General features: G+C 46.6%; 12 protein-coding genes. All 12 read right to left on the bottom strand.

Features of this window, described 5'->3' with window-relative positions; all coding sequences use genetic code 11:
• Positions 1 to 19: 19 nt before the first annotated feature.
• The 12 genes from GQA99_RS14170 to GQA99_RS14225 all read right to left on the bottom strand — a co-directional run bounded on the left by GQA99_RS14170 (position 20) and on the right by GQA99_RS14225 (position 26,026).
• Positions 20 to 5,809, bottom strand: a complete 5,790-nt coding sequence (locus tag GQA99_RS14170) for a hotdog fold thioesterase (protein ID WP_276615963.1) — start codon at positions 5,807 to 5,809, stop codon at positions 20 to 22.
• The gene (locus GQA99_RS14175) at positions 5,806 to 7,899 is read right to left on the bottom strand and encodes a PfaB family protein (RefSeq protein ID WP_160054669.1); all 2,094 of its coding nucleotides are present in this window, start codon (positions 7,897 to 7,899) and stop codon (positions 5,806 to 5,808) included. The genes GQA99_RS14170 and GQA99_RS14175 overlap by 4 nt, the downstream gene beginning before the upstream one ends.
• Complete coding sequence (locus GQA99_RS14180) at positions 7,896 to 15,761, bottom strand: type I polyketide synthase (protein WP_160054671.1); 7,866 nt, start codon at positions 15,759 to 15,761, stop codon at positions 7,896 to 7,898. Before GQA99_RS14180 ends, GQA99_RS14175 begins: the two co-directional genes overlap by 4 nt.
• Positions 15,745 to 16,608 carry a transcriptional regulator gene (locus GQA99_RS14185; RefSeq protein WP_160054673.1) on the bottom strand — a complete coding sequence of 288 codons (864 nt, stop codon included), beginning with the start codon at positions 16,606 to 16,608 and terminating at the stop codon, positions 15,745 to 15,747. The genes GQA99_RS14180 and GQA99_RS14185 overlap by 17 nt, the downstream gene beginning before the upstream one ends.
• A gap of 269 nt (positions 16,609 to 16,877) precedes the next feature.
• Positions 16,878 to 17,882, bottom strand: a complete 1,005-nt coding sequence (locus tag GQA99_RS14190; RefSeq protein ID WP_160054675.1) for an AgmX/PglI C-terminal domain-containing protein — start codon at positions 17,880 to 17,882, stop codon at positions 16,878 to 16,880.
• A gap of 1 nt (position 17,883) precedes the next feature.
• Complete coding sequence (locus GQA99_RS14195; RefSeq protein ID WP_160054677.1) at positions 17,884 to 18,417, bottom strand: ExbD/TolR family protein; 534 nt, start codon at positions 18,415 to 18,417, stop codon at positions 17,884 to 17,886.
• Positions 18,414 to 18,968, bottom strand: coding sequence for a biopolymer transporter ExbD (locus tag GQA99_RS14200; RefSeq protein WP_160054679.1), 555 nt, complete (start codon positions 18,966 to 18,968; stop codon positions 18,414 to 18,416). The genes GQA99_RS14195 and GQA99_RS14200 overlap by 4 nt, the downstream gene beginning before the upstream one ends.
• Before the next feature lie 5 nt (positions 18,969 to 18,973).
• Entirely contained in the window at positions 18,974 to 19,627 is a 654-nt protein-coding gene (locus GQA99_RS14205) for a MotA/TolQ/ExbB proton channel family protein (RefSeq protein WP_160054681.1), read from the bottom strand.
• A gap of 119 nt (positions 19,628 to 19,746) precedes the next feature.
• A complete protein-coding gene (locus GQA99_RS14210) occupies positions 19,747 to 20,067 on the bottom strand; it encodes a hypothetical protein (RefSeq protein WP_160054683.1) in 321 nt (106 codons plus the stop codon).
• Between the two features lies 1 nt (position 20,068).
• The gene (locus tag GQA99_RS14215) at positions 20,069 to 20,860 is read right to left on the bottom strand and encodes a tetratricopeptide repeat protein (protein ID WP_160054685.1); all 792 of its coding nucleotides are present in this window, start codon (positions 20,858 to 20,860) and stop codon (positions 20,069 to 20,071) included.
• A complete protein-coding gene (locus GQA99_RS14220) occupies positions 20,847 to 23,891 on the bottom strand; it encodes a tetratricopeptide repeat protein (RefSeq protein WP_160054687.1) in 3,045 nt (1,014 codons plus the stop codon). Before GQA99_RS14220 ends, GQA99_RS14215 begins: the two co-directional genes overlap by 14 nt.
• On the bottom strand, positions 23,891 to 26,026 hold the full coding sequence (locus tag GQA99_RS14225; protein ID WP_160054689.1) for a hypothetical protein: 2,136 nt from the start codon (positions 26,024 to 26,026) through the stop codon (positions 23,891 to 23,893). Before GQA99_RS14225 ends, GQA99_RS14220 begins: the two co-directional genes overlap by 1 nt.
• Between the last annotated feature and the right edge of the window lie 5 nt (positions 26,027 to 26,031).

The raw sequence follows: 26,031 nt of genomic DNA on the forward strand, positions 1-26,031 counted from the left end.
TATATTTTTCCTTGAAAAGCTAGGCTTCTTCAATACAAATAGCGATGTCTTTTACTTCGTAAATGCGTAAACCATCTTTACTTAAATTGGCATCACCCACGATGATGCGTTTACCGTTTTCGTCTTTCACTGCACTGATGTGCACATCTAAAGACATTTGTTTATTGAGCGGATTAATTTGGCCGCGGTATTTCCATTTTATATCCGACAAAATCTGGCCGAACTTAGGATTGGTAAAGCCAGCGCCTAAATCGTTAGTAATCGCGTAAGTTTGCATTAACTCGATGATAGCTTCAACGCCTAATGAACCTGGCATTACCGGATCTTGATGGAAATGGAATTGGAAGAACCAATCACTTGGGTCAATGGTGCGTGATGCTGCTAAATAGCCCTGCTTATACTTGCCACCGTTATTGACGATCTCTGCCGTATCGATAAAGTTAAGCTGACCACCGGCTAAGCGGTAATGTGGCTGATGTGCAGGCGCATTAAACACTCGTGACTGCTTATCGAGCAAGTTGATAATGCTGTCGGCTGCGACATTATTGTCGACATGCCAGGGTTGGGTAATTTTACCGTTATCAATGCCAAGCTGGTTTTTAAGCGCATCACCTTTAAAGTAGCCAAACACTGCGCCGCCGGTATAAAACGGTTCGCCATCGACACTTAAATCAAAGGTAAAGTTCTGAATAATATTGCTGCCTGCAATCACGGTCGACAATAAACGCGAATCGTTAACGATGGTTTTGCCGCGTAAATCGACATGACGCAATAAGGTGCCGTGACCGTCGAGGTTACGGAAAAACAATTCTTGCCCCGGAAAGCCTAACGTTGTGCCCATATAGCCAGAAATAAAGCCATTGGGTTGCAATGATATTTCCATTAACACCGAATATGGCATTACCGCCTGATGGCTGTTTTTGGCAAAATACCATGCATCTGTTGGTACTTCATATTCAGCAATACACGATGACGGTTTTTTCAGTTCGCCACGCTTACCGTTAATGTCGATAACGCGGGTGGTTAATTGCAAATCACCGCAAGGTGTACGCGGCGGGATCAGCCCTTTATAGATGTTAAAGTCTGGCCCAAAGCATTTTTCGATATCACCAGTAGCAAATTCAAACATATGATACGGCGTAAAAGGCACAGTATCGGGCACGCGGTTAGCGTATTTAGAATCAGCGCTGACTTGCGGTGCTGCAACGTGTTTAAGCGGGATAACGCCTTTATTGGTTGCTGCATTAGTGTCGGCTATTTTCGCCATTAACGGGGCGACATCTTTCTGGCTGGCTGAGTTGTTTAAGCCAGTTGGTGTTTGATTTGTTGTGTCCACCGTTGATTTTGTACTTGTATTAGCCGTTGAGTCGCCAAGGTAACGGGTGCATTGCGCTTCTTCTTTGATCATCACCCCGAGGTTTTGGAAATCGACAACTACTTTGCCATTAAGCAAAATATCAATATTGGCTTTAGCATATGGACGTGGCGAAATACCGATTTCGGTGACTTCCATACGGTAAGTTAACTCGCCGTGTTGCGGTAACACCTGGCCGCGACAACGCACTTTTTGAGAGGCATTTTCCAGCGGTTGAAAACGGCCGTTTTCAACTAACGTATGCATACCAATATGCAACATAAAGAATTGCAGTAATTGGCCACAGCCTTCAGCCATTAATGAGCCGGCCATCACCTGGTCGCCTTTAAAATGACACGGGAAATACCAATGGTCTGGCGCTAATTGTTTGTGGCCTTCAACTAACCCTAGGCCCCATGTGCCGCCGCCCACTTGTAAGTTGCTTACGCGCTCAATCATTAAGAACTTTTCAGACGCAAAACACAGCGATTTTTGCATGCCAGTTTGCAGCTGGTGGCCAACGTGTTCGCCGCCAAAGCAGCTGCCAATATCGCCGGTTAATAAATGGTGGATTTGGCCATAATCAAAGGCTGATTGTGCGCAGTGTAGTAACGGTGCAAATGTCGGTTTATTTGGGTTGTTAAGCACTTGCTGACGCAGTTTAATTTCATCTTCGGTTTGGATAACGCCTTTACCATCAGACAATTCTTTATCGGTAAAGAAGCCGGCACATCCGCCGTCCATTTTCAAAATCATCTTGTCGCCAACGAAACATTCGTACGAGAAGAAAAACAATAAGGTGTCGCCATTGCGGGCAAAGTTATTGATTTTAATGTCATAACGTAGGGTGTCGCCGCCACGCGGTAAATCACCAAGGAAGGTTAGGGTGCAATCGAGTAGGCGATAAACGCGCTCGCCTTTGTTTTCAAAATCGATGCCTAAGTAGCTAATTAACATTAAATCGCACTGGCCTGACTCAACCGCGACTGCCCAGGGAATTTGCCCGTCAACCAGATACGGCGCATCAACTGGGATGTCGTACTCTGTGGTCATTGAGCAAGGTTTGTATTGATTCATGCTGGCATCAAGTTTGGTTACGCGAGATACCAATAAGTAGTCGGTAGTGGGTAAGCGCACACGGCGTGAATAGCTGTCGATGATGGCATAATCTGGGCCAAATACTTTGCCGATATCACCTTCGGCATATTCCACTAAATCGGCGTAGTTCCAAATGCACGGTTTATCTGCCGGAATGGGGGCTGTGTAGGCCGGAACCTGCGCATGATTAGGTTTACGCTCTGCAAGTACCGGTTGAGCTTCAACGTAATGCTGAGTTTGCGCATTGGTTGTTATCGTTGGTGCTATTGTTTGCGCTGTTGCGGCAGACGTCATCGAAGCCAGTTGTGATTTTAACAAGCTGTCGGCAACTTTTAACCCTGCCTCACGACTGGCTAAAAACGCTAAGTGGGCTTGTTGTGCTAGCCATTGATTTTGCTGAAAAGCGGTTAAGTGTGAAGGTGGTATTGCCGAGCTAATCCCTTGAGTTGGATTAGTGTGATGTGCTGTTTGCGGCTGTGTATCTGGAATCTGTGCTGAATGGCTTGCAGGCATAGTGGGCTCGTTTATATTCATTTTTGTTGGGGCTTGTTCCACTGAAACGGGTTTAATCGATGCGCATTGGCTAACAATGTTATCGATAGCAGCAACTGGGCTGTCGACGATATGTTGATAAATATCGCGGCCACCTAAACTGACTTGTTTAATTAAACTCAACTTGGCACTTTTGGTTAGCTGTTCTGTAAGTGGCTGACTTAAGCGACTTGCAAGCGCCTGCTGCTGAAGTTGATTGAGCGATAAACCAATGCGTGAGTATTGGTTTTCACTGGCGCTTATCACCTGTGCATTAACGTCCGCTTGTTGCAATTGCTGACTTTGGATCAGTGCATTAAGCAAGCTTGCCATGCCAGAGGCGGCAAAGGTATGGCCTAACACATGCTGGGCACTTGTAATGCTATTTGGCTTAGCCATTTGAGTTAACTGACTCGTTAACTGCAGGCCAAAATCGGACGGTTGGCAAAGCGGGGCAATATTGAGTTCGTTAATATCGCAGGTTTGCTCGAGTTTGAGCTGCTCTTGCTTGGCAAACTGCACGGTATCAATGCTAGCAAAGCTATCGGTTGGATGATCTTGCTGTAATACAATAGCTCCAGCACCTTCACCTAAGTGGATTGTGCTTGTCTGCATTCCTGCTGCTTGCAGATGTGCATTGTTGAGTAAGCAGTTTTCAATACTGCCAGATAAATCAACCGCAGCAATAATCACCGCATCGAGCGGTTCTTGTAACGAGCCCATGGCAAATAAGTTTTGCGCCACATCAATGCAGCGATTAACCGATTGTTCAGCAGCCGAAATCGTAAAGGCGGGGCCGTTGAAGTCCCATAGCGATGAAATCCGCGACGCCATAATATTGCCAATAAAACTGGTGTACTGGTTTAATTTGGCGGCATCGAGCACGCTGTCCATAGCGATGGCTTCAAGGGCCTGGTATTCATCGTCACTGAGCTTAACACCTTGAGCGGCCAGGCTTTGCGCAAGCTGGCTGTGCAAGTTTACTCGGCCACGGAATTGATGTAATTCTAGCTCGGTTTCCATGGCCACTAATACGGCCACTTTGCTGCCGGGTTTAAGGTTGGCATTCACAATGGCTTCGTCGGCGACTTTGATCAGTAACAACTGCTGCGATATTAATCGGTCGTCTTCATTCGGCGGCACTTTAAAGCGTAAAAAGTCAAAGTCGAACTGATCAATGTAAGCGCCATGAGGCGCCTGCTCAATACCGTATTTGGCCAACAATTCTGGATGTTTGTTAATGCCTTTCCAGCGCAGAGTGGGCAATGGGGTAAATAGATTCTGTTTGGCGCGAATACGTTCTGCCAGTTGGTTGATGCTACTGCATTGACCAAAATGGGCTGCCATCCCAGTAATGTGCATCGGTTTTTCGCTGGCGTTGATCACCTGAGTCGGTTGTTGCGATGTTGCCGTTGTTTCGGAGTACGACTCTAATAACAGGTGAGCATTACACCCACCAAAACCAAAGACTGACACGCCAGCATGACGGGCGTTATTGCCGGCTTTAACTGGCCAAGGTAGCACTTCATTGGGCAAGGTCGCCTGACCAAATAAGCCATTAGGAGAGGCGATAGGTGCGCTGATATTAATACTCGGTGGTAACACACCTTCACGCATGGCAAAAATCATTTTCATGATGCCTGGCATGCCTGCTGCGGTGAGTAAGTGGCCCAAATTAGATTTAGCTGAGCCAATCAGTGGCGTGGCACTGCCATTGAGTTTGTCTTCAAAAAAGCGCTCCATTGAGGTTAACTCAACTTTGTCGCCTAATGGCGTCCCCGTGGCATGGCATTCAATCACTTCAATGCTGGCAGGGGTAATGCTTGAGTCTAATGAGGCGGCTTCACGATATGCTCGTTCGAATGCTTGCACTTGGCCTTTACTGTTTGGGCTAAGCACAAACTGGCCTTTACCGTCGTTTGATAAACCAATGCCGCTGACGAGGGCATAAATATGGTCGCCATCACGCTGGGCATCTTCAAGACGTTTTAGCACTAAGACGCCAGCACCTTCACCGGCAAACAAGCCTTTGCTGTTGCTGTCAAACGGCGCTGAAATGCCGTGGTCTGGATAGGCATGAAAAATCGAAAAGCCCATGTTGATAAAAAAGGGGTCAGCGCCCGATACCGCGCCAGCCAGCATCATGTCGGCTTTGCCTGTATGCAAATAATCACAGGCAAGCTTTAATGCATAAACAGAGCTAGCACAGGCAGCATCTAGGCTTAATTGCGCGCCGCCCAGCCCTAAGGCATCTGCTACTAGCTTTGAGGCATTGTGAGCCACCGCGCCATTGCGCCAATTATGTTGCTCGGTTTGTGCGGTTAAACCAAAATCTTGCAATACAAAATTAGGTTGTTGTAATTTGGTTTGTAAGGCTTTTTCGACCACGCTGTGATACAGCGGTACAAATAACTGGTTTGACTTAGCTGTGGGGAACGACAGGGCGCCCATCACAATACCGGTACGCTGTAAGCTAGGATGATTAAGATCGCTAATCCCTGCATCGACTAACGCATTACGTGCCGTATCTGTGGCCCATAAAAAGCTGTCGTCTAGGCCGTCAAACGCGTTGCTATCAATATGATAACCATCAGAATTAAAACTGAAATCCTGAATGTAACCGCCTTTGTCGCAATAAAAACGGTCTGACTGACCCTGCACACCGATGTAATCGCTAGGCGATGCATTGAGTTTTTGCGCATTTATTTGGCTACGCGAATCTTTTTTGTTGATGAGGTTTTGCCAAAATTTTGCCGGAGTGTCGGCATCGGGATATTGATTGGCTAAGCCTACAATGGCTATCTTGGGAGCAGCTTGAGAACTCAATGAGGCTCTCCTTCTAATAAAGTGTCACCATGTTCAACAGCAAGGCTGTTGGCGGCAATGAATAAGGTTTGTTGTTCGATGGCTTCGTTTAAGCTTTGCATAAACGGGGTTAATGACATGGGTACTCTGTGAGTCATTAACTGGGCTAAACATTTCAATAAACTGTTGATGTCGTCAGCGCCTTTGGCATTGACGGCCAATGCTTGAGCTTGCGTATCAGTTGTTTGTTGGCCAATAATTTTATCGATTAAAGTGGCGGTTTGTCTGTCGGCGCCGACTTCAACAAATAAACGACAGCCCTGGCTAATTGAGTCACTGATAAGCTGGCTAAAGTCCAGTGGATGACAAAATGTGTCGGCAATTGACTGAGCAATGGCGTGTGATGTTAATTCAACTGGCTGTTTTTGCGCTGCCGATAAAAACTGAGTCGATGTCGGCAGCGTTGCAGCTAATGGCTGCAAGTAAAACTGCTTTACATCGTCAACAATATTGAGTGCCGCAGGGGTATGCATTGCCGTGACTCTATTGGCGGCAATACCACGTTTACCCGCTTGTTTGAGTAATGCTTTACAGCTCTGCTCGCAGCCGGCTAACACTAAGCTGTCGCCCTGAATAATAGCAATGTACGCCCGTGGGTAATCAGCTAAGTGCGGGCTAAGGTCTGCAACGGTCGCGCGGGTCACAAAACTGTTCCACACTATCGGCTCATCATTTGCTAATTGCCAGGCTTGTCTCACACAGCGAAGCTCACCTGAAATATCTTGATTAAAAATACTGCTATTTTGGGTTGAATCGATTAACTGGTGCGGGGCTTGCCATACACCTAAACTGGCCCACATGGCGGCTTCGCCCATGGAATAGCCTAAAGCGAAGGCCGGTGTTATCTCAAATTCATCCTGCAATATTTTGCTAAGCATGTAACTTGCTCCCACACCCGCAATGGCAAGCTCACTGAGGCTCATGTGGTTGTTGTTTTTCTCTGCAGTGGCATAAATCGCTTGAGTTTGCAGCATGGCTGGCAAGTCGCCTTGCGCTTCTAACTTAGCAAATAGCTTAGGAAAAACATGACCGAGCTGGCTAAACATCTGCGGGTAAACCGTGCCGACACCTGGGTAGACAAAACTCAGCCCGTTGGCACCTAATGGTGACGCGGTAAAGCAACTACCTGCAGGCGTTTTGTAGTGTAATCTTGTGTTGTTAAGCGTTGTGCTGTGCTGAGTTTGTTGTGTTAGTTGAGTATCAAGTGCCGCGAGCATGGCGCATGCTTCTAGCTGTAAACCGCTTTGACTCGTCGCCATTAACACCAAGGCATAAGGCGCTTGCGATTGGTATTGTTGCCATTGTTGGTGGATAAATTTAAGCAGGCCTAGCTCTAGCTCATCGCATGGCTCGCTGAGTGCGTTGCTAACGGCGGCTAACTGTGTGCGTAACTGGGTAATATTGTGTGCTGATAATGGCAGCATTAATCGGTTCGCTGCTAATAATGGTTTAGCACTCAGCAATTGACTGCCCTGAGTGAGCACGAGTGCGAGCACACCGATGTTACTTGGGTAACACAAGCTTGCCACACGGCTTTGGTGTGCTGGTGTAAACCAAAAATCTTGGCTGTTGGGCACACGTCGATAGGCAATGTCTTCGATAAGCGCGACCAATGCATTGAGTGCATTATTAGCCTGAGTTAACTCTACCGCTTGAGGTTGAGTATGTTGTCTTTTGGCATGAGCGAGTGCTTGAACCATTGCTTGCTCGGTGTTATCACCACACCCTATTCCGTTTAAATAGGCATGAGCATGTAAGCCATTTTTAGCCGCAGTGATTGCCGGCATAATCCACAGTTTATCGTTAATACTTACAATATCGTAGCTATGATTGCCAAGCAGACCTGCCGCGTCTAACAACAGGGCTTCTAACGGCTGAGAATCTATCGGCTGATGCTTTGTGGATAACTTGCTTACACTGTTGGCATCAGGCGCAGCCAACAACAAGGCCAGGCGCATTGGCTTGGCTTGTTGTTGTTTGAGATCAGCGGTTAACTTTTCGGTTAACGCTGCTTGCTGAACGGCGGACATCGCGTTTACTGAAAAGGTCACACGGTATCCTTGCTGTGCTGATTCGCAGGCTGATTCTCATGTTGATTGATAAAGGCCTGATTCAGTGTTTTGCTAATGGTGATTTTAGCATCACGCATTTGACAGCTTAAACGTCCATCTTGATGATACAAACTCACATTGGCCAGTAACATTCTGCCGCTGTGTTTTACCACCTCAAGCTGGATGTAACCCTGATCGCCACTGGAAAAAGGTGCTACCGTGATAAATTGCCCCATTGATGATGGCAAACTGGCAGCATCGTATTTGAGTCTTGCCCAAACCAACATGGCCTGTAACAGCAAATCTTCGGCAAATATCTGACTACCACCGGATACTGCCGACGGTGTAAAGCCTGGGCAGTCGGCAGGGTCAATTGGCGGTAACTTAACCTGACACACCAGCTCGGCATCATCAAAGCTCAACACTTGCTTAATACCCTGCAAACGCGGCCCATGGAACAAGGTGCCGTTTTGATACAAGGTGTTGCCAGCATGTATTGCGGGCATCTGTGCTAGCTTTTGCAGCACGGTTGCAGGTAACGATGACTGAGCAACCGCGGTGGGCGTTAGCGCGTCATTGACAACTAATGTTGCCTGATATTGCGGCTTCATTGTGCTGTCAGGCTCGTCTAACACACAGCTCGAAATCAATGCACTTAAGCCTGTGTCAGTGTGTGTGAGTTGCAGCTGCAGTAAATGTGCCTGATCGGTATCAAAAATAACCCCTTTAAGCAATTTATAGTCAGCAATACTCAAAGGAACATGGCATAAGGTTTGTGCAGTTTCGCGCATCCACTGGATAGCACACACCGTCGGCAACACTGGGTTGCCGGCAATGCGGTGATCGTTTACAAATGCAAGCTCATTGGGTTGCAGCACCCGTGTCATCGTAATGGTTTGGGTATCAGCAGCCCAATATGGCGCAGAAAACGTCAGCGAACCCTCTGCGTGTGGCAAAGTGTTCGCATTAGGCTTTTTTGCAGTTGCATCCTGTGAGGCTGAGCCTTGCATGTCTGAACCAATTAACATTTGCACGCCTTGCGTGCTGAGTAAGCTATGAGCAAATAAATTGGCTCCAGCTTCAAGCGGGATGACGTATACGCCACGTTCGACGAACATTTTTTTCAGCGCTGAACTCACCATTCCGCCGTCCCATGGGCCCCAGTTAAAGCTCATGACTTTGGCTTGTGGCAATTGTGCGGCCAATTTTAATGCGGTTTTATTAAGGATTTCATTCGACATCGCATAGTCGCTTTGACCTGTGTTGCCATAAAACCCTGCCGCCGACGAGAACATGGCAACCAATTTGATTTGTTGTGGTTCAAGCGCATTAATAATGCTTGCCACACCAGTCACCTTGGTGCTGTATACGCGGTTCAGTTCATCTAATGTTTTGTCTTGAATGTGCTTATCCGCTAATACGCCAGCACCATGGATGACACCATTGATGACTAACTTTTTATCGTTAGCATCGGTTAACTCTGCCAGTGCGTCGATAACGCCTTTAGCATTGCTGACATCCATAGCAACATATTGCGCGCTGGCGCCTACCTTAGTAAAGGCGGCGAGGGCACGGTCAATCTCTAAGCTACTTTGCACTGGCCACACTAACGCATCAATTTGCTTTGGTGTGGGTTTAGCGCCTTGCGATTGAATGTAACCAATGGCGGCGGCTTTAAGCTCAGAGGCTTGTTTACCTTGAGCCCAGGCTGGCATGTCATTGCCTAGGTGTTGACTACGACCGGCTAATACAAAATGCGATCGGCACTGTTTGGCCAGTGTTAACGCACATTCAAAGGTCACACCCTTAGCGCCGCCAGTCACTAACACATTGTCTTGCTGTGTCAGTTGGGCAGCAGGATAGCTTGCACTGGTGTTGGGTTGGCTCGCTGCGGTTAACGTCACGCGACCTTGTTGGCTAATGCCGACTTCGGTAATGCGTTTAGCACTTGGCGCTGCACCATTAACATCAAACAGTTCAGCAATAATGGCATTGGCAAACGTTTTGGCATCAATATCATTGGCGATATCAAGCGCGCGGCAGAACACATTTGGCCATTCATGGCTTAAGGTTTTGGTGAGCCCAGACAGTGCTGCCTGATTAAGCTCTGCTTTACTGAGTGCTGCGCTATCAAGATAACCAAAGCCACCATCGATACGGCTTACGGTAAAGTAACTCAAGCGTGATTGCAGTGTTTTTGCAAATTCAGCATGCAGATGTTTTGCCCATAAAAAGGCGTTATCAACAGCGGCTTTTGCTGCCTCATTGCAACTGACCAGGTTTTTGCTGTCAGCGTTAAACTGCGGTTGTAAGTGCACAAAACCCGCAATAGGGTGTTTAGCGCTAATTTCACTTAACACCTTGGCAATGGCTGCATCATCAATGCTGGTTAAGGCATAGCTGCTGATGTCGCTGCTTAAAGGCGAGTGAGCTGTGCTGATGCTTTCTGGGTTACGAATAACGGCGACGGTTAATCCTTTGGCATGAAGCTTTTCAGCAAGTACACCGGCATTATGACCGTCATCTGTGATGACAATGCAGCTGTTTGTTGAATAACATGCATCGAGTTTATCCGCCGCTGGCAACTTTTTTAGCGCTACCCCGCTGTGTGGCGGTAAGTCAGAGCTATCAAGTGTTGGCTTAGCTGTTATGCTTTGCTCTGCTGTGGCTGCTGCGGTTGAATTTAGCGCACCTAGGGTTGCTTGCATGTAGCTGACGATTTCGCCCAATGTACGACATTCGGCTAAGTCTTCTGGGTTCAGCTCAGGTAAATCGGCTAACTCATCCTGTACGGTACCTAAAATCTCTACACGCTTGATTGAGTCGATACCCAAATCAGCTTCCATGTCCATGGTCAACTCGAGCATTTCTGCTGGATAACCGGTTTTATCTGCAACCACTGACATCATGGTGGTTAACACGGTTTCCGCGCTTAAGCCTGATGTTGGCGCTAATGTTTGAGCCGTTGATGCGATTGGCGAAGCTGATAATTTAGATTGCATATAGTCAACAATCTCGCCTAGGGTGCGGCACTCGGCTAAATCTTCTGGATTAAGTTCTGGTAAGCCTGGTAGCTCATCTTGCACTGTGCCTAAAATCTCGACGCGCTTGATTGAATCGATACCTAAATCGGCTTCCATGTCCATGGTCAGTTCAAGCATTTCTGCTGGATAACCGGTTTTATCGGCAACCACTGACATCATGGTGGTGAGTACGGTTTCTGCACTTAAGCTTGATGCTGGCGCTGATGCTTGAACAGGAGATGTTGGCACCGTTTGCACTTGAACTTGTGCAGCCTCTGGCGCTAGCTTAGATTGCATATAGTCAACAATCTCGCCTAAGGTGCGGCACTCTGCTAAGTCTTCAGGGTTGAGTTCTGGCAAACCTGGTAGCTCATCTTGCACTGTGCCTAAAATCTCGACGCGCTTGATTGAGTCGATGCCTAAATCGGCTTCCATGTCCATGCCAAGTTCAAGCATTTCAGTTGGGTAACCGGTTTTATCGGCAACCACACTTAACATGGTGCTAAGAACCGTCTCTGCACTTAAACCTGACGTTGATGACGATACTTGTGCTGCGGGCACGCTAGCCGTAGTTGTAGATATAGCAGGAGCGGCTGACAGCTTAGATTGCATATAATCAACAATCTCGCCTAAGGTGCGACACTCTGCTAAGTCTTCAGGGTTGAGTTCTGGCAAGCCTGGTAGCTCATCTTGTACTGTGCCTAAAATCTCGACGCGCTTGATGGAGTCAATCCCTAAATCGGCTTCCATGTCCATGCCAAGTTCAAGCATTTCAGTTGGGTAACCGGTTTTATCAGCAACCACAGTTAACATAGTGCTTAGTACAGTATCTGCACTTAATCCTGACGTAGGTGCTGCTGATACTTGCGTAGCGGGTGCGCTAACCAGTGGCGTTGATTTAGAGGCTGGCGAGGCTGATAATTTTGATTGCATGTAATTCACAATCTCACCTAGGGTGCGACACTCTGCTAAATCTTCAGGGCTGAGCTCTGGCAAGCCTGGTAACTCATCTTGTACGGTACCTAAAATTTCAACACGCTTGATGGAGTCGATACCTAAATCGGCTTCCATATCCATGCCAAGTTCAAGCATTTCAGTTGGGTAGCCAGTTTTGTCGGCTACCACAGCCATCATAGTCTGTTGAACTGTATCTGCTGACAATGCTGTAGATGCACTTGCAACAGATGCCGTTGCTGGCATAGATGTTGTTGGTTGAGCCACTTGAGCGATAGACGCTGATACTGCTGGCGCTACTGTAGTGGCCGCGGCTGCAACAGGTGCTGGCGCAGCGGCTTGTGTCATCACAGGTGTTTGCGGGGCAGCTACAGGCGTTGCAACCATTTGTGGTGCTGTTGCGGTATTGGCAAACGTGCCCACTGAAGCATTTGGTACTTGACCTTGTAGCATGGCCAATGCAGCCTGGCTAGTTTGTGCTTGTAAGGTTAAAAATTGTGTGTGGCTTTGCAGTGTTTGCGCTTGATGCTGGTGGAATAGTTCCATTGAGCGTTGCAAGCTTTCTGGGATAGCAACCCCTGATGAGGCCATTTGTGCTTGTGCCGTCATCAAATGATTAAAGGTATCGCCATACTGCTGAGGAATAGCTAAAAACTGCTGATGTAATGTTGCCGTTTGTTGTTGAGCGGCAAAGAATGCACTTAAGCTGTCGTGACTAACAGCGGCATTGGCGTGTACAGGTGCTTGAGCTGTTATTTGGCTAGCGTGTGCTGGCTGCGCCGTTGCTTGTGTAAGAGGCGCTTGTGCGATAGGCGCTTGAGCTGATGCAGTAGGTGCACTAGCCACTTCAACGTATTCGGTTTTGATCACTTGTTTTTCCACTATTTTTTCCACGATCTTCTCGACAGGCACTTCCACTGTCTTGCTGGTGACTTCGCCGCTTTGCAATGATTTTTGCATTTTAGCTTGTGTGCTTGGGCTGATGTAGTTACTTGCGGTGAGCTTAACGTTCATTGGAGACACTTTTGCAAGTTCAGCCAACGGCGCTTGATAAGGGTCAACCTCAATTAATGCCACACCCAATACCGCTAATTGCGTTGCCGCTAGACGTAGCTGGGTATCGCTGCTGCCTTTAGGATTAGGGTTCAGGCTGATAACCGTGACCGCTTCTGACTTGTTGCCTAATATCGCTTCAACCAGTTTTTGTAAAATGTTTTTAGGTCCAAATTCAACAAATACACGTGCACCGGCATCGTACATGGCAACGAGTTGCTCACTAAAACGTACCGATTGCAACATATGTTCGCTAAAGGCAGCTTGAATCGCTTTGCCATCGCTTGGGTGACGTTGGCCTGTGCCATTGGCATATAACGCCACTTTAGGCTTAGCAAACTTAACCTTGCTAATGGCTTTAGCAAATGGCTTTTGCGCGTGGGCGACTAATGGCGTGTGGAACGCACCTGATACTGGCAATGCAATCGCTTTAAAGCCTAACTCTGCAGTAATGGCTTTTGCTGCATCAGCACAAGCGTCTGTAGGGCCCGCAATCACTAATTGCGTTGGCGCATTGTAGTTAGCAACTTTTACTCCATCAAAAGCACTGATGCAGTTTTCTAATTGGCTTACTCCTTGTTCTGCTGCTTGTGGCGGCACAATGATAGCGTACATGGCGCCTGGGTCTTGATCGGCTGGTGTGGCAGCCATTGCCTGGCCACGAGCAAAGGCTAATTGATAATAATCATCCTGGCTGATAACCCCTGCTGCACATAAGGCCGACAGTTCACCAAAACTGTGGCCTGCAACCATATCAGGGCTAAAACCGGCTTGAGTGAACAGTGCGTATTGACCCATGCTGACCGCACCAATGGCGCTTTGAGCATAGGCGGTGTTGGTTAAGGCTGCTTGTTGCGCAGCAATACCATCGGCCGAAAACGCCGGAATAGGGTACATAATTTGCGACAATGGTGTTTGCTTGTGCTTGGCAAATACTTTGTCTGCTTGCATTAATTGTTGACGCATTTCAGGGTAGAAACACGCAAGCTCGGTAGCCATGTTAACGTATTGTGCGCCTTGACCCGCGAACAGTGCCGCCACTTTTGGCTTAGCACCTTTGTGCACTAAACTGGCGCTACGATAGCTTGTGCCAGACGGCAATTGCCAGTTATCGGCATCATTGTTGGTTAACTGCGCTAGGGCTTGAGTGAGCTGCACTGTTAAGTCAGCAATTGACGTCACAACCAGGCCTAAACGTGCAGCCGTTGGCGCAATGTCAGTGATGGCAAAGCGCTGGGCTAGCTCGGTTAATGCCAGCTCCTGACTATTGGCTTTGCTTGTATCGATTGTGGCTATTTCAGCTTGTAGCTCGGCCAATTTACTTTGCAGGCCTGCTTTGTTATCAGCACTGATTAACAAGCTTTGTGGTACCGCGCGTTGACGATATTTGTCATTACGGGCGTGATCTTGACGATACTCTTCCAATACAATGTGGAAGTTAGTGCCGCCAAAACCAAACGAACTAATTCCCGCACGACGCGGCGTATCGTCTGCACGAGGCAACCATGGGCGCGTTTCGGTATTGAGATAAAACGGTGAGTCAGTAATACCCAGTTTAGGATGTGGCTCACTCACGTTAATCGTTGGTGGCAATACCTTATGGTGCAATGCTAATGCCGCTTTAATTAAGCCAGCCGTCCCAGCGGTTGATTTGGTGTGACCGACTTGTGATTTAACTGAGCCCAGGGCGATGTGCTGGAAGGTATCATTGTCTTCAGCAAATACCGATTTTAAGCCGTTAAACTCGGCGACATCACCTGCAGCGGTACCTGTACCGTGGGCTTCAATGAGTCCCACAGTATGCGGCGCAAAACCGGCATCATCATAAGCGCGTTTAAGTGCTTTAGCTTGACCTTCAGGGCGGGGCGCATAAATACTCTTAAACTTACCGTCAGATGAGGCACCAATGCCTTTAATTACTGCATAAATTTTGTCGCCATCACGCTCAGCATCTTCAAGGCGCTTGATTGCCACCATGCCAATACCTTCACCAATCATCATGCCTTTTGAATCGATATCAAAGGGTTGAATCGTTTCATTGGTGGTAAATGCTGGGGTTTTTGAGAAGCTCATGTACATCGACGGTGAGTTGTCGGTACACACGCCGCCGGTGATCATCATGTCACTGCGACCTTCAACTAGTTCGGTAATGGCCATGCGCATGGCCGCTAACGAGCCAGCACAAGCCGCATCGACCACGCAGTTCATGCCACCTAAGTCAAAACGGTTCGCAATACGACCGGCAATCACGTTACCGAGCGACCCTGGGAACGAGTTTTCTTCCCAGTGAATATATTGGTCTTGAAACTTCTTAATCAACATTTCGCTATCTGCGTCACTAATACCACTGTTTTTGAATACTTTTTTAAGTACAGGATATTGTAAGCGACCACTTAAGCTGTGATTGATTTTTTGGCCGCCGCCCACGCCCAGCGTAATACCAATACGGTCGGTATCATATTGCGCATCGACACCGGCGTCGGCTAACACTTCTTTGGCAACCACTAATGACAATAGTTGTGAGGTGTCGGTTAATTCTAAGATGTTAGGTGGCAGGCCAAATTCCATTGGATTGAAATCAACTTCAGGTAAAAAACCGCCACGTTTACAGTAACTTTTATCTGGCGCAGATTTATCGGCATCGTAGTAATCGTCTGCGTTCCAATGGCTGTCTGGAATATCCACAATGGCGTCGATTTTTTCGCTGATTAAATCCCAAAACTTATTCAGGTAACGCGAATTGGCAAAGATGCTCGCCATGCCGACAATGGCGACGGGCATGTCTTTTAAGCGTTTATTTAAACGCTTATCGATATTACTGGATTGGCTCATATGAGTCTCCGTTGGACAACTGAGGTTCAGTTATCTGGTGTTGGGGTGCAGCTGCATTTGCGGCTGATTGACTTGCTCCAGGAAAACGAGCAAGAAAAGTGTGATAGTTACGTACTAATAATTTACGTAAATGAAACGGTCCGTGCTTTAGCACATAAGCCATGTAGCGATTACTCGCCTGGGTATGGCTGTCTTGATAAATGTCTAGGTAAACCCAGTCAGACTTAAAGTCGACCCCCAATAAAACAGAATAAGCTTGTTGCTCTGTCAGTTGCGGGGGGATGCTCAAGGACACCACCTGGACCACGTCGTCAGGATCTGGACTTGGTAGTGCCAAGGTGTCAGCTAAAGTCTGCGGGTTTACGGTATACGTTTGAATATCAGCACCTTGAGTAACAGGTAGCTGATTGAAGAATTTTTCGGGTACCGATGGGCTGTCAAATTCATCGAGCTTTGACACGCCATAACGCTTTAAACAGCGAGCAAGGCCTGAGCGAGACACATTAGGATTAATAAATTTTTGCGTGACGGTTAATAATCTGTCTAATGGCATTTTGAGTTGATAACGCAGCCCTAACATCACGTACTCTTCCATAGGTGACAACGTGGTATTGAGTTTATGTGGGGTATTTGGGGTGTTATCGATTGAGTCACGTTTGCGCCATTTACGCACGGTGGCTTCGCTGATATTAAGAATTTTAGAGAGTTGACTGACGCTATAATCGGATTGTTGGATAAATTGACGCATCTCTGGCGTGGTCGTCGCATTACGGTGGTTAACCGTTTTTGGACGTGGCCGACTCTCTAGTGAGTTGGGTTCAGGATGTGAATTTATCTTTTGTGTCATCTAGACAGGGGTTCCAAATAATCTATTGGGACGTTCGCTCGCTAGACTCACTCAAGTTAGCTCAAATATCCATTTATGCGTATTAAGAACAAGCAGATTACCTGAGGTTTCACCTCGATACAATCACCCGACACTAAAAAGCGTGAGCAGGATAATTAAATTATCTTTAAGTCTCTTTAAAAAGTGGACGGGAGGTCGGATGTGACAGATAAAAAAACAGGTAATGATTGATATTACCTGTTTGGTTTTATTTTCAATATTAACTCTTATTAACTCGGGAAGAAGTCGATAGACCAAATGGTGGTCATTACCGCAACACTTTCAGCCGGAAAAGCAATTGAACGTAATACCAGGGTTAGCTGGCGCTCTAATTTAGCGTCATTTAGCTCGCTAGATTTAATGGTCACCTTGCTGATACTGCCATTGGGTTGAATGACAATTTCAAACATCACTTTGCCTTTTAAGAACGGATCTTTTCTCAAGGCGCGGTTATAGAGCGAATAAAGCCGAGATTTATTGGCTTCTAATGTGCGTCTTAATGCCGCCTCTGAACGTTGCCCACCTTGACTGGCCTGGCTGGCTTTTTCTGTTGCGGCGCCCTGGCTGGCTAACACTTCTTCTTTTGCGAGACGAACTTGCTGGGTTTCGTTGCCTGTTAACGAGCCTGAAGCAACAGTTTTACTGATAGTTGATTTTGCTAAGCTATCAGTTTGTTTATTGGCCGCACCGGCTAGTAGATCACGTTTTACTTTGACCTCTTGGCTCGTGGTTTGGTCAAGTTTACGCTGTGCCGTCGGGGTAACATCAAAGGCTTCGCGCATCGAAAATAGCTCATCTTTCATGGCGGCTAAGCCTGATGTGCTGGCTTTTTCTTTGGCTGCTTCACGGGTTGTTGGCTGCATAACTTGAGGTTTTACCACTGGCTCTACCGGCTTCTCGACTACCTTTTCTTCTGGCGGAGCTGGTTCTGGCTCAGGCAGAGGCTCCGGCTCAGGTGGCTTCACTTCAGGTTTAACCGGTGGCGGTAGTTGCTTTTCTTGCAAGATGATTTTCGCCAGTTGTGGCGGCACTTGCTCTTTTACTTCACGTGGCAGTTCAACTTGCTCAAGCATCGGCACCACAACGGCAAACACCAAATAAACCAGCAGCAATAGCCACAAAATCTGTTTAAACAGTTTGTCTTGTTTGCTGGGCTTAAATAAGTCGCCTAAATCATTAAAGCTATTGCTTGTGTGCTGATTAAATTGAGCGGTTCCAAGGGTAGCTGTAGTCATGTTAGCTCTCCCCATCGGCTTGTTTGGCCTGTTGTTCAACCGCTAACGAAATATCACGATAACCAGTTGCTGCACAAGCTGCCATTATTTGCTTTAACACCACATAAGGTGTTGCCGCATCGCCAATAATGGTGACCGCGCGGCCGTTTTGTTGTTCGGTTTCACTCAGGTCGGTGCGCTTACTGGCTTGATAAGTTAGCTCGGTGGTTAAGGTGTTAATAAACTCAGGGTTTTCTTGCTCAGTGAGTCCTTGTCCATCTTCACTTTTTTGCCATATAGCCCGATCTTGAACTAACACTGTGTCGGCGATGACTGTGATAACAAGATTTTCAACGGGCAAGGTTTCAGCTACAGAGACTGGCAAGCTAAGCTTTTCAATATTTTGTAATACGCGCACTTCAGACTGATTCACAATTAAGAAAAACACCAAAATCGTGAAAATATCCATTAACGCGACAAGGTTAAGCTTACTACCCGCTTTTAAGCGTTTGTGATGTTTAACTAATCTGCGGCTTCTGGCCGATTGTTTCATCATTGCTTGGCTCCTATTGCTTGTCCAATAGTGGCCTGTGACTCTGAGTCACTAACAGCGGGAGCATCACCAAGTGAGACCATTGGAAACAACTCAGCATCAACCAAATTAGCGGCAACTACGGCTTTAAACGATCGCACTGTGTCCATGGCCGATACTATGGTTTGGTAGTCAATGGTTGGGTCTAGCAGTAATACGATGTCGTTTTTCTCAATGCCTTGTTGCTGAAATGTCAGCTTTAAATCTTGCAGGTACACCGACAGCGCGGCAAAGTCATAGCCGGTCTCTGTTATATCAAATTGTTTAAGTGCCATACCTGCCGGATAGTTAAGAGTTAAGCGGCTAGGGGTGATCACTAATTCGAGTATTTTGGGTTCTTGTTCATCTTGCGCTTGCTCTGCTTCTGACAATACCGGCAATTGTAAATTAAGAATGCGCACTTGTGAGAACACCAAACTCAGCAGTAACACGGGTACTAACACGATCATTAAGTTCATAAATGAGGTGATATCCAGTTCTGCATCTTGGGTATTGGGGCGACGGTGGCGTCTCATACTCATTAGCCTCGGTTGTTATCCGTTTGCTGCTTAAATGACAACGAATTAAGCAGTTTGATACCTGCCATTTCAATTGAGTCAACAATGGTGGCCGTTTTAGTTTGTAGACTCGAGTGAAATAAAATCAGTGGGATAGCGGTGATCAAACCAAATGCGGTGGTGTTCATCGCCACCGAAATACTCGATGACAATAAGTTGGCTTTTTCAGCTGGGTCGGCGCTGGCAACGGCCGAGAACGCTGCAATTAAGCCCATAATGGTACCAAGTAGACCCAATAATGTGGCGATGTTTGCCAGTGTGGCAATAAAGGGGGTGCGTTTTTCAAGGCGCAGCATGTATTCCATCACGGTTTCTTCCATGGCGTATTCAACATCTTCACGGCGACTGGCACTTGATATACGCGCAATACCTGAGCGCAATACGTCAAATACTGGTGCTTTATGGTTTTGTGCATGTTGACTAATGGTATTGATATCACCTGTTTTTAGCGCATTTTTTATCAGCGCGAAGGCTTGCTGGTTGGTGCGATGGGCTGAGCTTAAATATAACCAGCGCTCAATGGTAATAGCCAACCCGACCACTAACACTAAGGCGATAGGGTAGATAAATGGGCCGCCATTTTGTAAAAACGCAATGATATGGTCGGTAAAACTCATGTGATGTTCCTTCTGTTTTTGTTGTTTGTCCCCAGGTGTTTATGGCTGCATGGGGCAATTGTCTTGTGACTCAGATTGTTAATGTATTCTGGTGTTTAGCTGTATTTATTTTATTGAGATTACTCTGTCTGTTGATTGCTATTGGCAAAGTCTCTCACCTGTTGCCTAAATGCTTTGGGGTTAATGGGTTTAAATTCAGGCAGGGTGAGCCGCATGTCTTTGTTATTAATGTCTATTGGATTAGTGATTCCTTGCCACGGCATGATGTACAGCACTTTAGGTTGCTCTTGAGAGCCTGTGACTTGGCTTTCGATCACCACCGGCTTGTTGTTTACTGCCGTTGTGTTTGGTTTGCCGGCTTCATTGGCAAAACTTGTTTGAATAGCCGCCGCCCAACACAAACAAACAGCAATCAATTGCAGCGCTTTTATCGTGTTCATTTTAGCCTGCTCCGTTGGTGTTATCGGGTAGGGTTAACCCTGCACGTTGAATTTTAATTTCGACGCCAGCAAGCCAGCGTTTTGCCTGTTCATCGTCTGGTTGATTGACTAAGTAAGCCAAATAAAACTGTTTTGCTTGTAATAACTTACCGCGATAAAGCTCTAATAATATCGCTAAATTGATTTGAGCCTGAGGATATTGTGGCCACAATGCTAGTGCGGTTAAATAGCCCTGTTCAGCTTGGGCATATTGGCCTTGTTGTCTGGCAAGATTGGCCTTAATTTGATGCGCGTATGGGTTACTGCTGTTGGCCTTAATGGCTTGTTCTAACAGGACATCAGCTTGATCAAACGCTTGTAGGTTAATCGCTATGAGGGCTTTATTGACATAAGCGCCCGACAACTGTGGCTGCGATGCGATGACGTTATCAAACAGGCTATTAGCGTTTTGCCATTGCTGGTTTTTCATCGCGTTAATCGCTTGCTGATATTGTGCCAACACCGCCGCGGGGACTTCGGCTAAGCGTTGCTGCGCTTGCTCCAGGTACGCATTGCGTGTATCTGTGCTACCGGCAATATCACTTAGGCTGTTATTTACGCCTTTGCTATTCAAATTGACTAAATCTACGATGCCTTTGTCCGCCGCATTCACTGAAGGTTCAGAGCGGGTTTGAGTGCTCGAATTTTTACTGCTTGGCGTTGTACTGCAACTGGCTAATAAAACCACACAGAACAACGCAAGTAATGCGCTTTGCACAAGTGATGAGGGTGAGATTGATTTAATGAATCGCATCGATAACCTCGTGTGTTAATTCTGATTTTTGGTACAAGGCAGGTGACATCTCTGCCAGGCGAGTAAAGCTTTTATCAACCCATTGATCAACAATATCTTCCCATGCCCGTTGAGTGTTACTGATGTGAATGTCGATGGCTTTTTCTTCAAACGGGTAGGCGAGTTCTTCGAGTAAGATTTCGTACTCTTCAAGGGCAAGCTCGTCTAAATCATTAGGGCGCTGAGAGTTCATCATATCGCTTGCCAATTGACGGTACATTTCTGCCAGATTATAAGTGGCATGCGGCACGTATTTAGCTAATTGAAAACCGAGTACTTGTTGATAATAAGCAATGGCTTTTTTCATGGCGTCTTGTTTACGCTTTAAGCTTTTTTGCAGTGGCGCATTGAGCTTAATGGCCGCAAAGCTACGCTGCTCTGCTTCGCCTAACGCAAAGGCGGCCATTGAGGCGAGTTCGACCTGGCGGGCCTGAATGGCGTTGGCATCACTTTGCAGTTGCTGGCGATCAAAGCTGAGTATTTGTCTAAACCAGTAATATTGTTTATTAGCTTCACCGCTTTGGCGATAAAACTCACTCATTTTAAAGCGCACTTCCTGGGCCACATCAAATGGCTGCGGGTAGGTTTTGGCATAGCTTCTGAAGGTGGTGAGGGCGTTGTTGCGATCGCCTGCTTTTAAATAATATTCGGCCGCGGTGTACTGTGCTTCACGCTTTAACGGGCCAGGTTGCTCGTTGGCGACAATAATTAATAATTGTTCTGCGGCTAAGTCCCACTGGGCTAACGCTTCGTAAGATTGAGCTAACTTTGCGGGAATGGCCGCGCTAAACTCATGGTTTGGATGTTGTTTTTGAAACGGTTTTAATACATCAATTGCTTCTTGCCAGCGCTGTTGTGCTAGCAATAAATTCGCGGCATCAAGTTCTGCGTTTACCGCATATTGTGATTCTGGCACCACTTGAGAGACGCGCAATAACTGATTAACAGCCAATAGTGGCTCAGTTTGTTTAACGGCTTGGGCTTGAAAGTAGATACTCGAGGCCAGTAAGTTGCGCATTTCGCTCCAGGCGGTCGCGCTGTTATCTGTGTATTGCAGCGCAAGCACGTAAGCGTCTTCTGCCTGTGCATATTGCTCTTGTTGATACAGGCTATTGGCATACAGTTGGCTGACAAACTGCACTTGTTTACGGGCATTGTCTGATAATGGCGTTGCCGTTTGCGCTGCGCTAGAGCTTGCTGTCAGTGGTGCTATGCCATGAGCTTGCAAGACAAAATCGGTAAAGTATTTCAAGCTAACGTAGTCTTGGCTGTCAAACGAATATTGCGCCGCATTGCCGGCCAATTGTAAGGCGCGTGCATCTTGCTGATATTGCTCAATAAATTGTTTATCTAATTGATTACGTTTGCTAATTAATGGTGTGACAATCTCTGCTGCATTTGTGTTTTGCTGTGTTATTAGCTCACGAATGGTCACCGTTGTGGCGTAGGCGGATTGCTGCTGGATTTGGCTTAACGCTGTTGATGCCTTTGCGTCTGTTGGCTCATATGCAATGGTGTAATAGCTGTTTAGCGCAGCTTGATACTGCCTGGCTTCAAAGTTCGCGTCAGCAAAAAGATACTGGTCGTGAATAATGTCTTTGCTGAGTAATGGCCTGGCTTGAGGCAGTTGGGCCAGCTGCAAATAAGTGTTTAATGCAGTGGCTGCCTGGGCAAAGGCGTTTATGCGTTCATTGCCTTGCAAGGTTTGAGCCTCGGCATATAAACGGCGGCTGTGCTCGTCACTAAAACTCAGTAAATTAGGTAATAATTCACCTTGATGAGCTGTTGAAGCATTTAGCCAAAATGCGCTGTTTAAGCCATATTGGTTTACATAATCATTTTTGAGCTTATGCATGGCGGCAAATTTGCCTTGACGCTGATAAAGGTCAAGCAAGTCGAGTGAAAATCGCGCCGCCCAAATATGATTAGGGGCAAAGTCGATATAAGCCTGGTAAGTTAGCTCCGCATCATGGTCGAGCTTTTTGTCGAGTAAAAAGGTGGCTAGGTTGGCAAATAACACGTGCTGATATAAGCCAATATAGGGTAGCGATTGATTGTCATTCACCAATGCCACCAACGACTGTGATTGCAGTTGCTGGCTTAATGAAATACTCAGTACTCGTTGAGTATCAATGGCCAGGTTTTGCGCGCGGCTGCCAAGCTTTTCAAAGGCAAAATCATCCGCGGTTAAGTTGGCCACCTGTGGGTTATTTTGTTGGCTAGCAACTAGTGCTTCAAACACTTGTAAAAATGCGTTATCGGCATTAGCGAGTCGGTTGAGCTTAAATTCAGACCAACCAAGCATATACAGGCTATTGAGCTGATATTTTTGATTATTGCTGGCAGTTAATACCTGTTTATAAGCTTGAATCGCCGCGGTGTAATTTTGCAAATTGTAGTAAATCTCGCCGCGCCTAAAGTTCAGTTCAGCCAGGTAATCGGTTTGAGGATATTGGCTTAATAGTAATTCAACCTGTGCCAGGCTAGCGTCTAGATTGCCTTGTAAGTCGAGTGCTTTAGCTAATTGGTAGCGTAAATGTTCATTTTCAGCCCGCTGCGGATAGCGTTGGAGTAGTTGCTGGTATTGCTCAATTAATTGCTGCAATGCGGCATCATTTTTACTGAGCTGGGCCAATACCTGACTGTCGGCTTGTGCTGGATCCGTTAACTCATCACCTAAGTCTGCATAAGATTGGGCTTCAAAGGATTCGGTATTAATTTGCGCCAGGCGATATTCCACATGAGTGCGCACTTCAGGATCGGGCTCTAAGGTCAATAATTGTTGATAAATCCCGGCTAAAGCGGCACTTCGTTGCTGTTGACTCATTTCAACGGCGGTGACTTTTCTGCTAGTGCTTTTATTGGCTAAATCGCTCAAGCTGGCCCGTTTGGCTTGCTGGTTATAATCAGTTTGCCCACTACTAAAACAACCCGATAACAGTATGCCACTGACGATAATTAATGCGCTTGATACATTAGATGAGGCAGACATTAGCGCACTCCTTGTGAAGCGCTATCAACACCTGATACCGCAGGGGATGATATGTTGTCAGCTTGCGCCATTTGCTCTAATACATTGGCCATTTGATGACGACTGGTGAGCAATAATTGCTGTAATGTATATTGCTGTTGCTGGGTGAAAATACTGATTTTGCCGCGGATCTCTCGGCTGGTTTTGAGGTTCAACGCCTCGATATTAAAGGTCATTTTATTGATGTCGGTTTGTGTTTGCTGTTGGCGCACGTCAAAGTTAGACAGTAAACGCGGGTTAGTGGATAAATCACTAAAACGACTGGCTTGCAGCTCAAGCATTTCAAGTTGTTCTGTTAACTGTTTAAGGCTTTGCTTGTGCTGCCAAAGCTGTTGTGGGAATGTGCTTTGTAATTGCCATTGCAACACGCCTTTGACTTTATCGAGTCGCTGCTGTTCATCATCGGTATTACGTTGTGAAGCCAATTTATTCAGCGTCGCCTGGCTGGTATCAATACGATTTAACCATTGCTGCTGCGTTGGGTTGGCAAATACCTGTGGGTTTTGCTCGATTTCTGCCTGGGCGATAATATCCGCAATACGCTGCTTTTGCGCCGTTAAGCTTTGGAGCATCTCACGGTAAGCCAACTGCTTTTGTTGTTCTATAACTCTAGCTTGGCGTTGGTTGTTGAGTGCTAATGTGTCTTTAAGCCATTGGCTGTTGGTTTGTTGGGTTTTGATATTGTCGCTGAGTAACTCAAGGCTAAGCAGGGTTTGGTAATCGGTTGCCAGTAACGGATCGTTTAGCGCTTTTTTAAGCCAGGGGGCGTCGGTGTTAAAACGCTGGGTTAATATAAGTGCAAGCACATCTGACTTTGGTGTTAATAAGGCGTTTTGCTCATCGTTAGCCTTAGTGGCAAAATCCATAATGTTTTTGCTGTCGTTGAAGGTCTCGCCGAATTGTTTTATCTCGGCAATTTTTTGCAAATATAACTGCTCAGCTTGCTGATATAAGGTTAAGCCTTGTGCTAACGATTGCTGCTCACTCACTTGTTTGGCACTAAGTAATGCGGCTTGCCAGGCTAAATTTGAGTAGGGGTATTGCTGTTGTAATAACGTCAACAGTTTGAGCGACAGGTCATATTGCTGTTGTTGCTGGGCCGAATAGGCAAACAAAAAGAGCGCCGATTCGGCATAAGGGCTTTGCTGCGGAAAATCAACCAGCTCATTGTAGGCTAAATCGTATTGCTGATTGGCAACATAGAGCTGCGCCAGTAATAATTTGGCGTAGTCGTTAACCGCTTGCTGTTGCAATAGGGCATCTTGCACTTCAGGTTTGAGCTGGTCGTTGGCGTCAAAAATATCGGGCTGTGCAAAAGGATTAAACAATTTTTGCCAAAAATTAACCTCTGGAGCCTGCCATTGCTGCTCTTTAAGCTCAATTAATATGGGTTGAGCTGCACTGTATTGTTGCTGCTCCATATGCAATAAGGCTTGATTTAAGGCAATGTAAGCGGCAGATGAGTTAGTTGCTAAGGTGTTATCTTCGGAGTTTGCTTTTTGCTGTACCTGGGCCGTTAATGGCGGCGTGTCGGGCCAATAAGCTAATTGGCTTAATACATGATATTGCTCAAGATAGTCAGGTAGTACTGTGGTTATTCTGCCTAAGGTCAGCTTAGCTGTTTCAACGTCGCCTTGATCAATTTGTTGCTCGGTTAATTGCAACAAGGCAATTAACAACAGCTCTTGTGGTGAGGTGGCCGACTTGGCTTGGCTGCCATTGCCTGTGTCTGTTTGGTTTTGTTCAAAACGCGTTAAGGTTTGCGTGGCTTGGTCGTGTAACCCTATGGCCACTTGTAGTCCTGCTTCAAACAGCTGGCTGCGATCAGAATCTATGCCCTGACGTTGACGGTTTAAACTAATTTGCCTCAGTGCTGAGCCATAATCACCCGCAAAGTAAAAGTACAAGGCTTGGCGATAGAACTTATCTTCTAAGTCTGTTTTTGCTGTTGCGCTGCCCTCGGTTTGCTCTGCTGCATGGACTGTTTGCTGGGTAAATAATGCGCAAGTTAATAGCGCAGCTGCGCTCACCGGGCGCAAAAGTTGGCCAATGCGGTAAGCTCGCTTTGTATTAACAGATTGAATGATAACGGCCATTATGA

This window comes from Shewanella litoralis, from assembly GCF_009828585.1.
Lineage (GTDB): Bacteria > Pseudomonadota > Gammaproteobacteria > Enterobacterales > Shewanellaceae > Shewanella > Shewanella litoralis.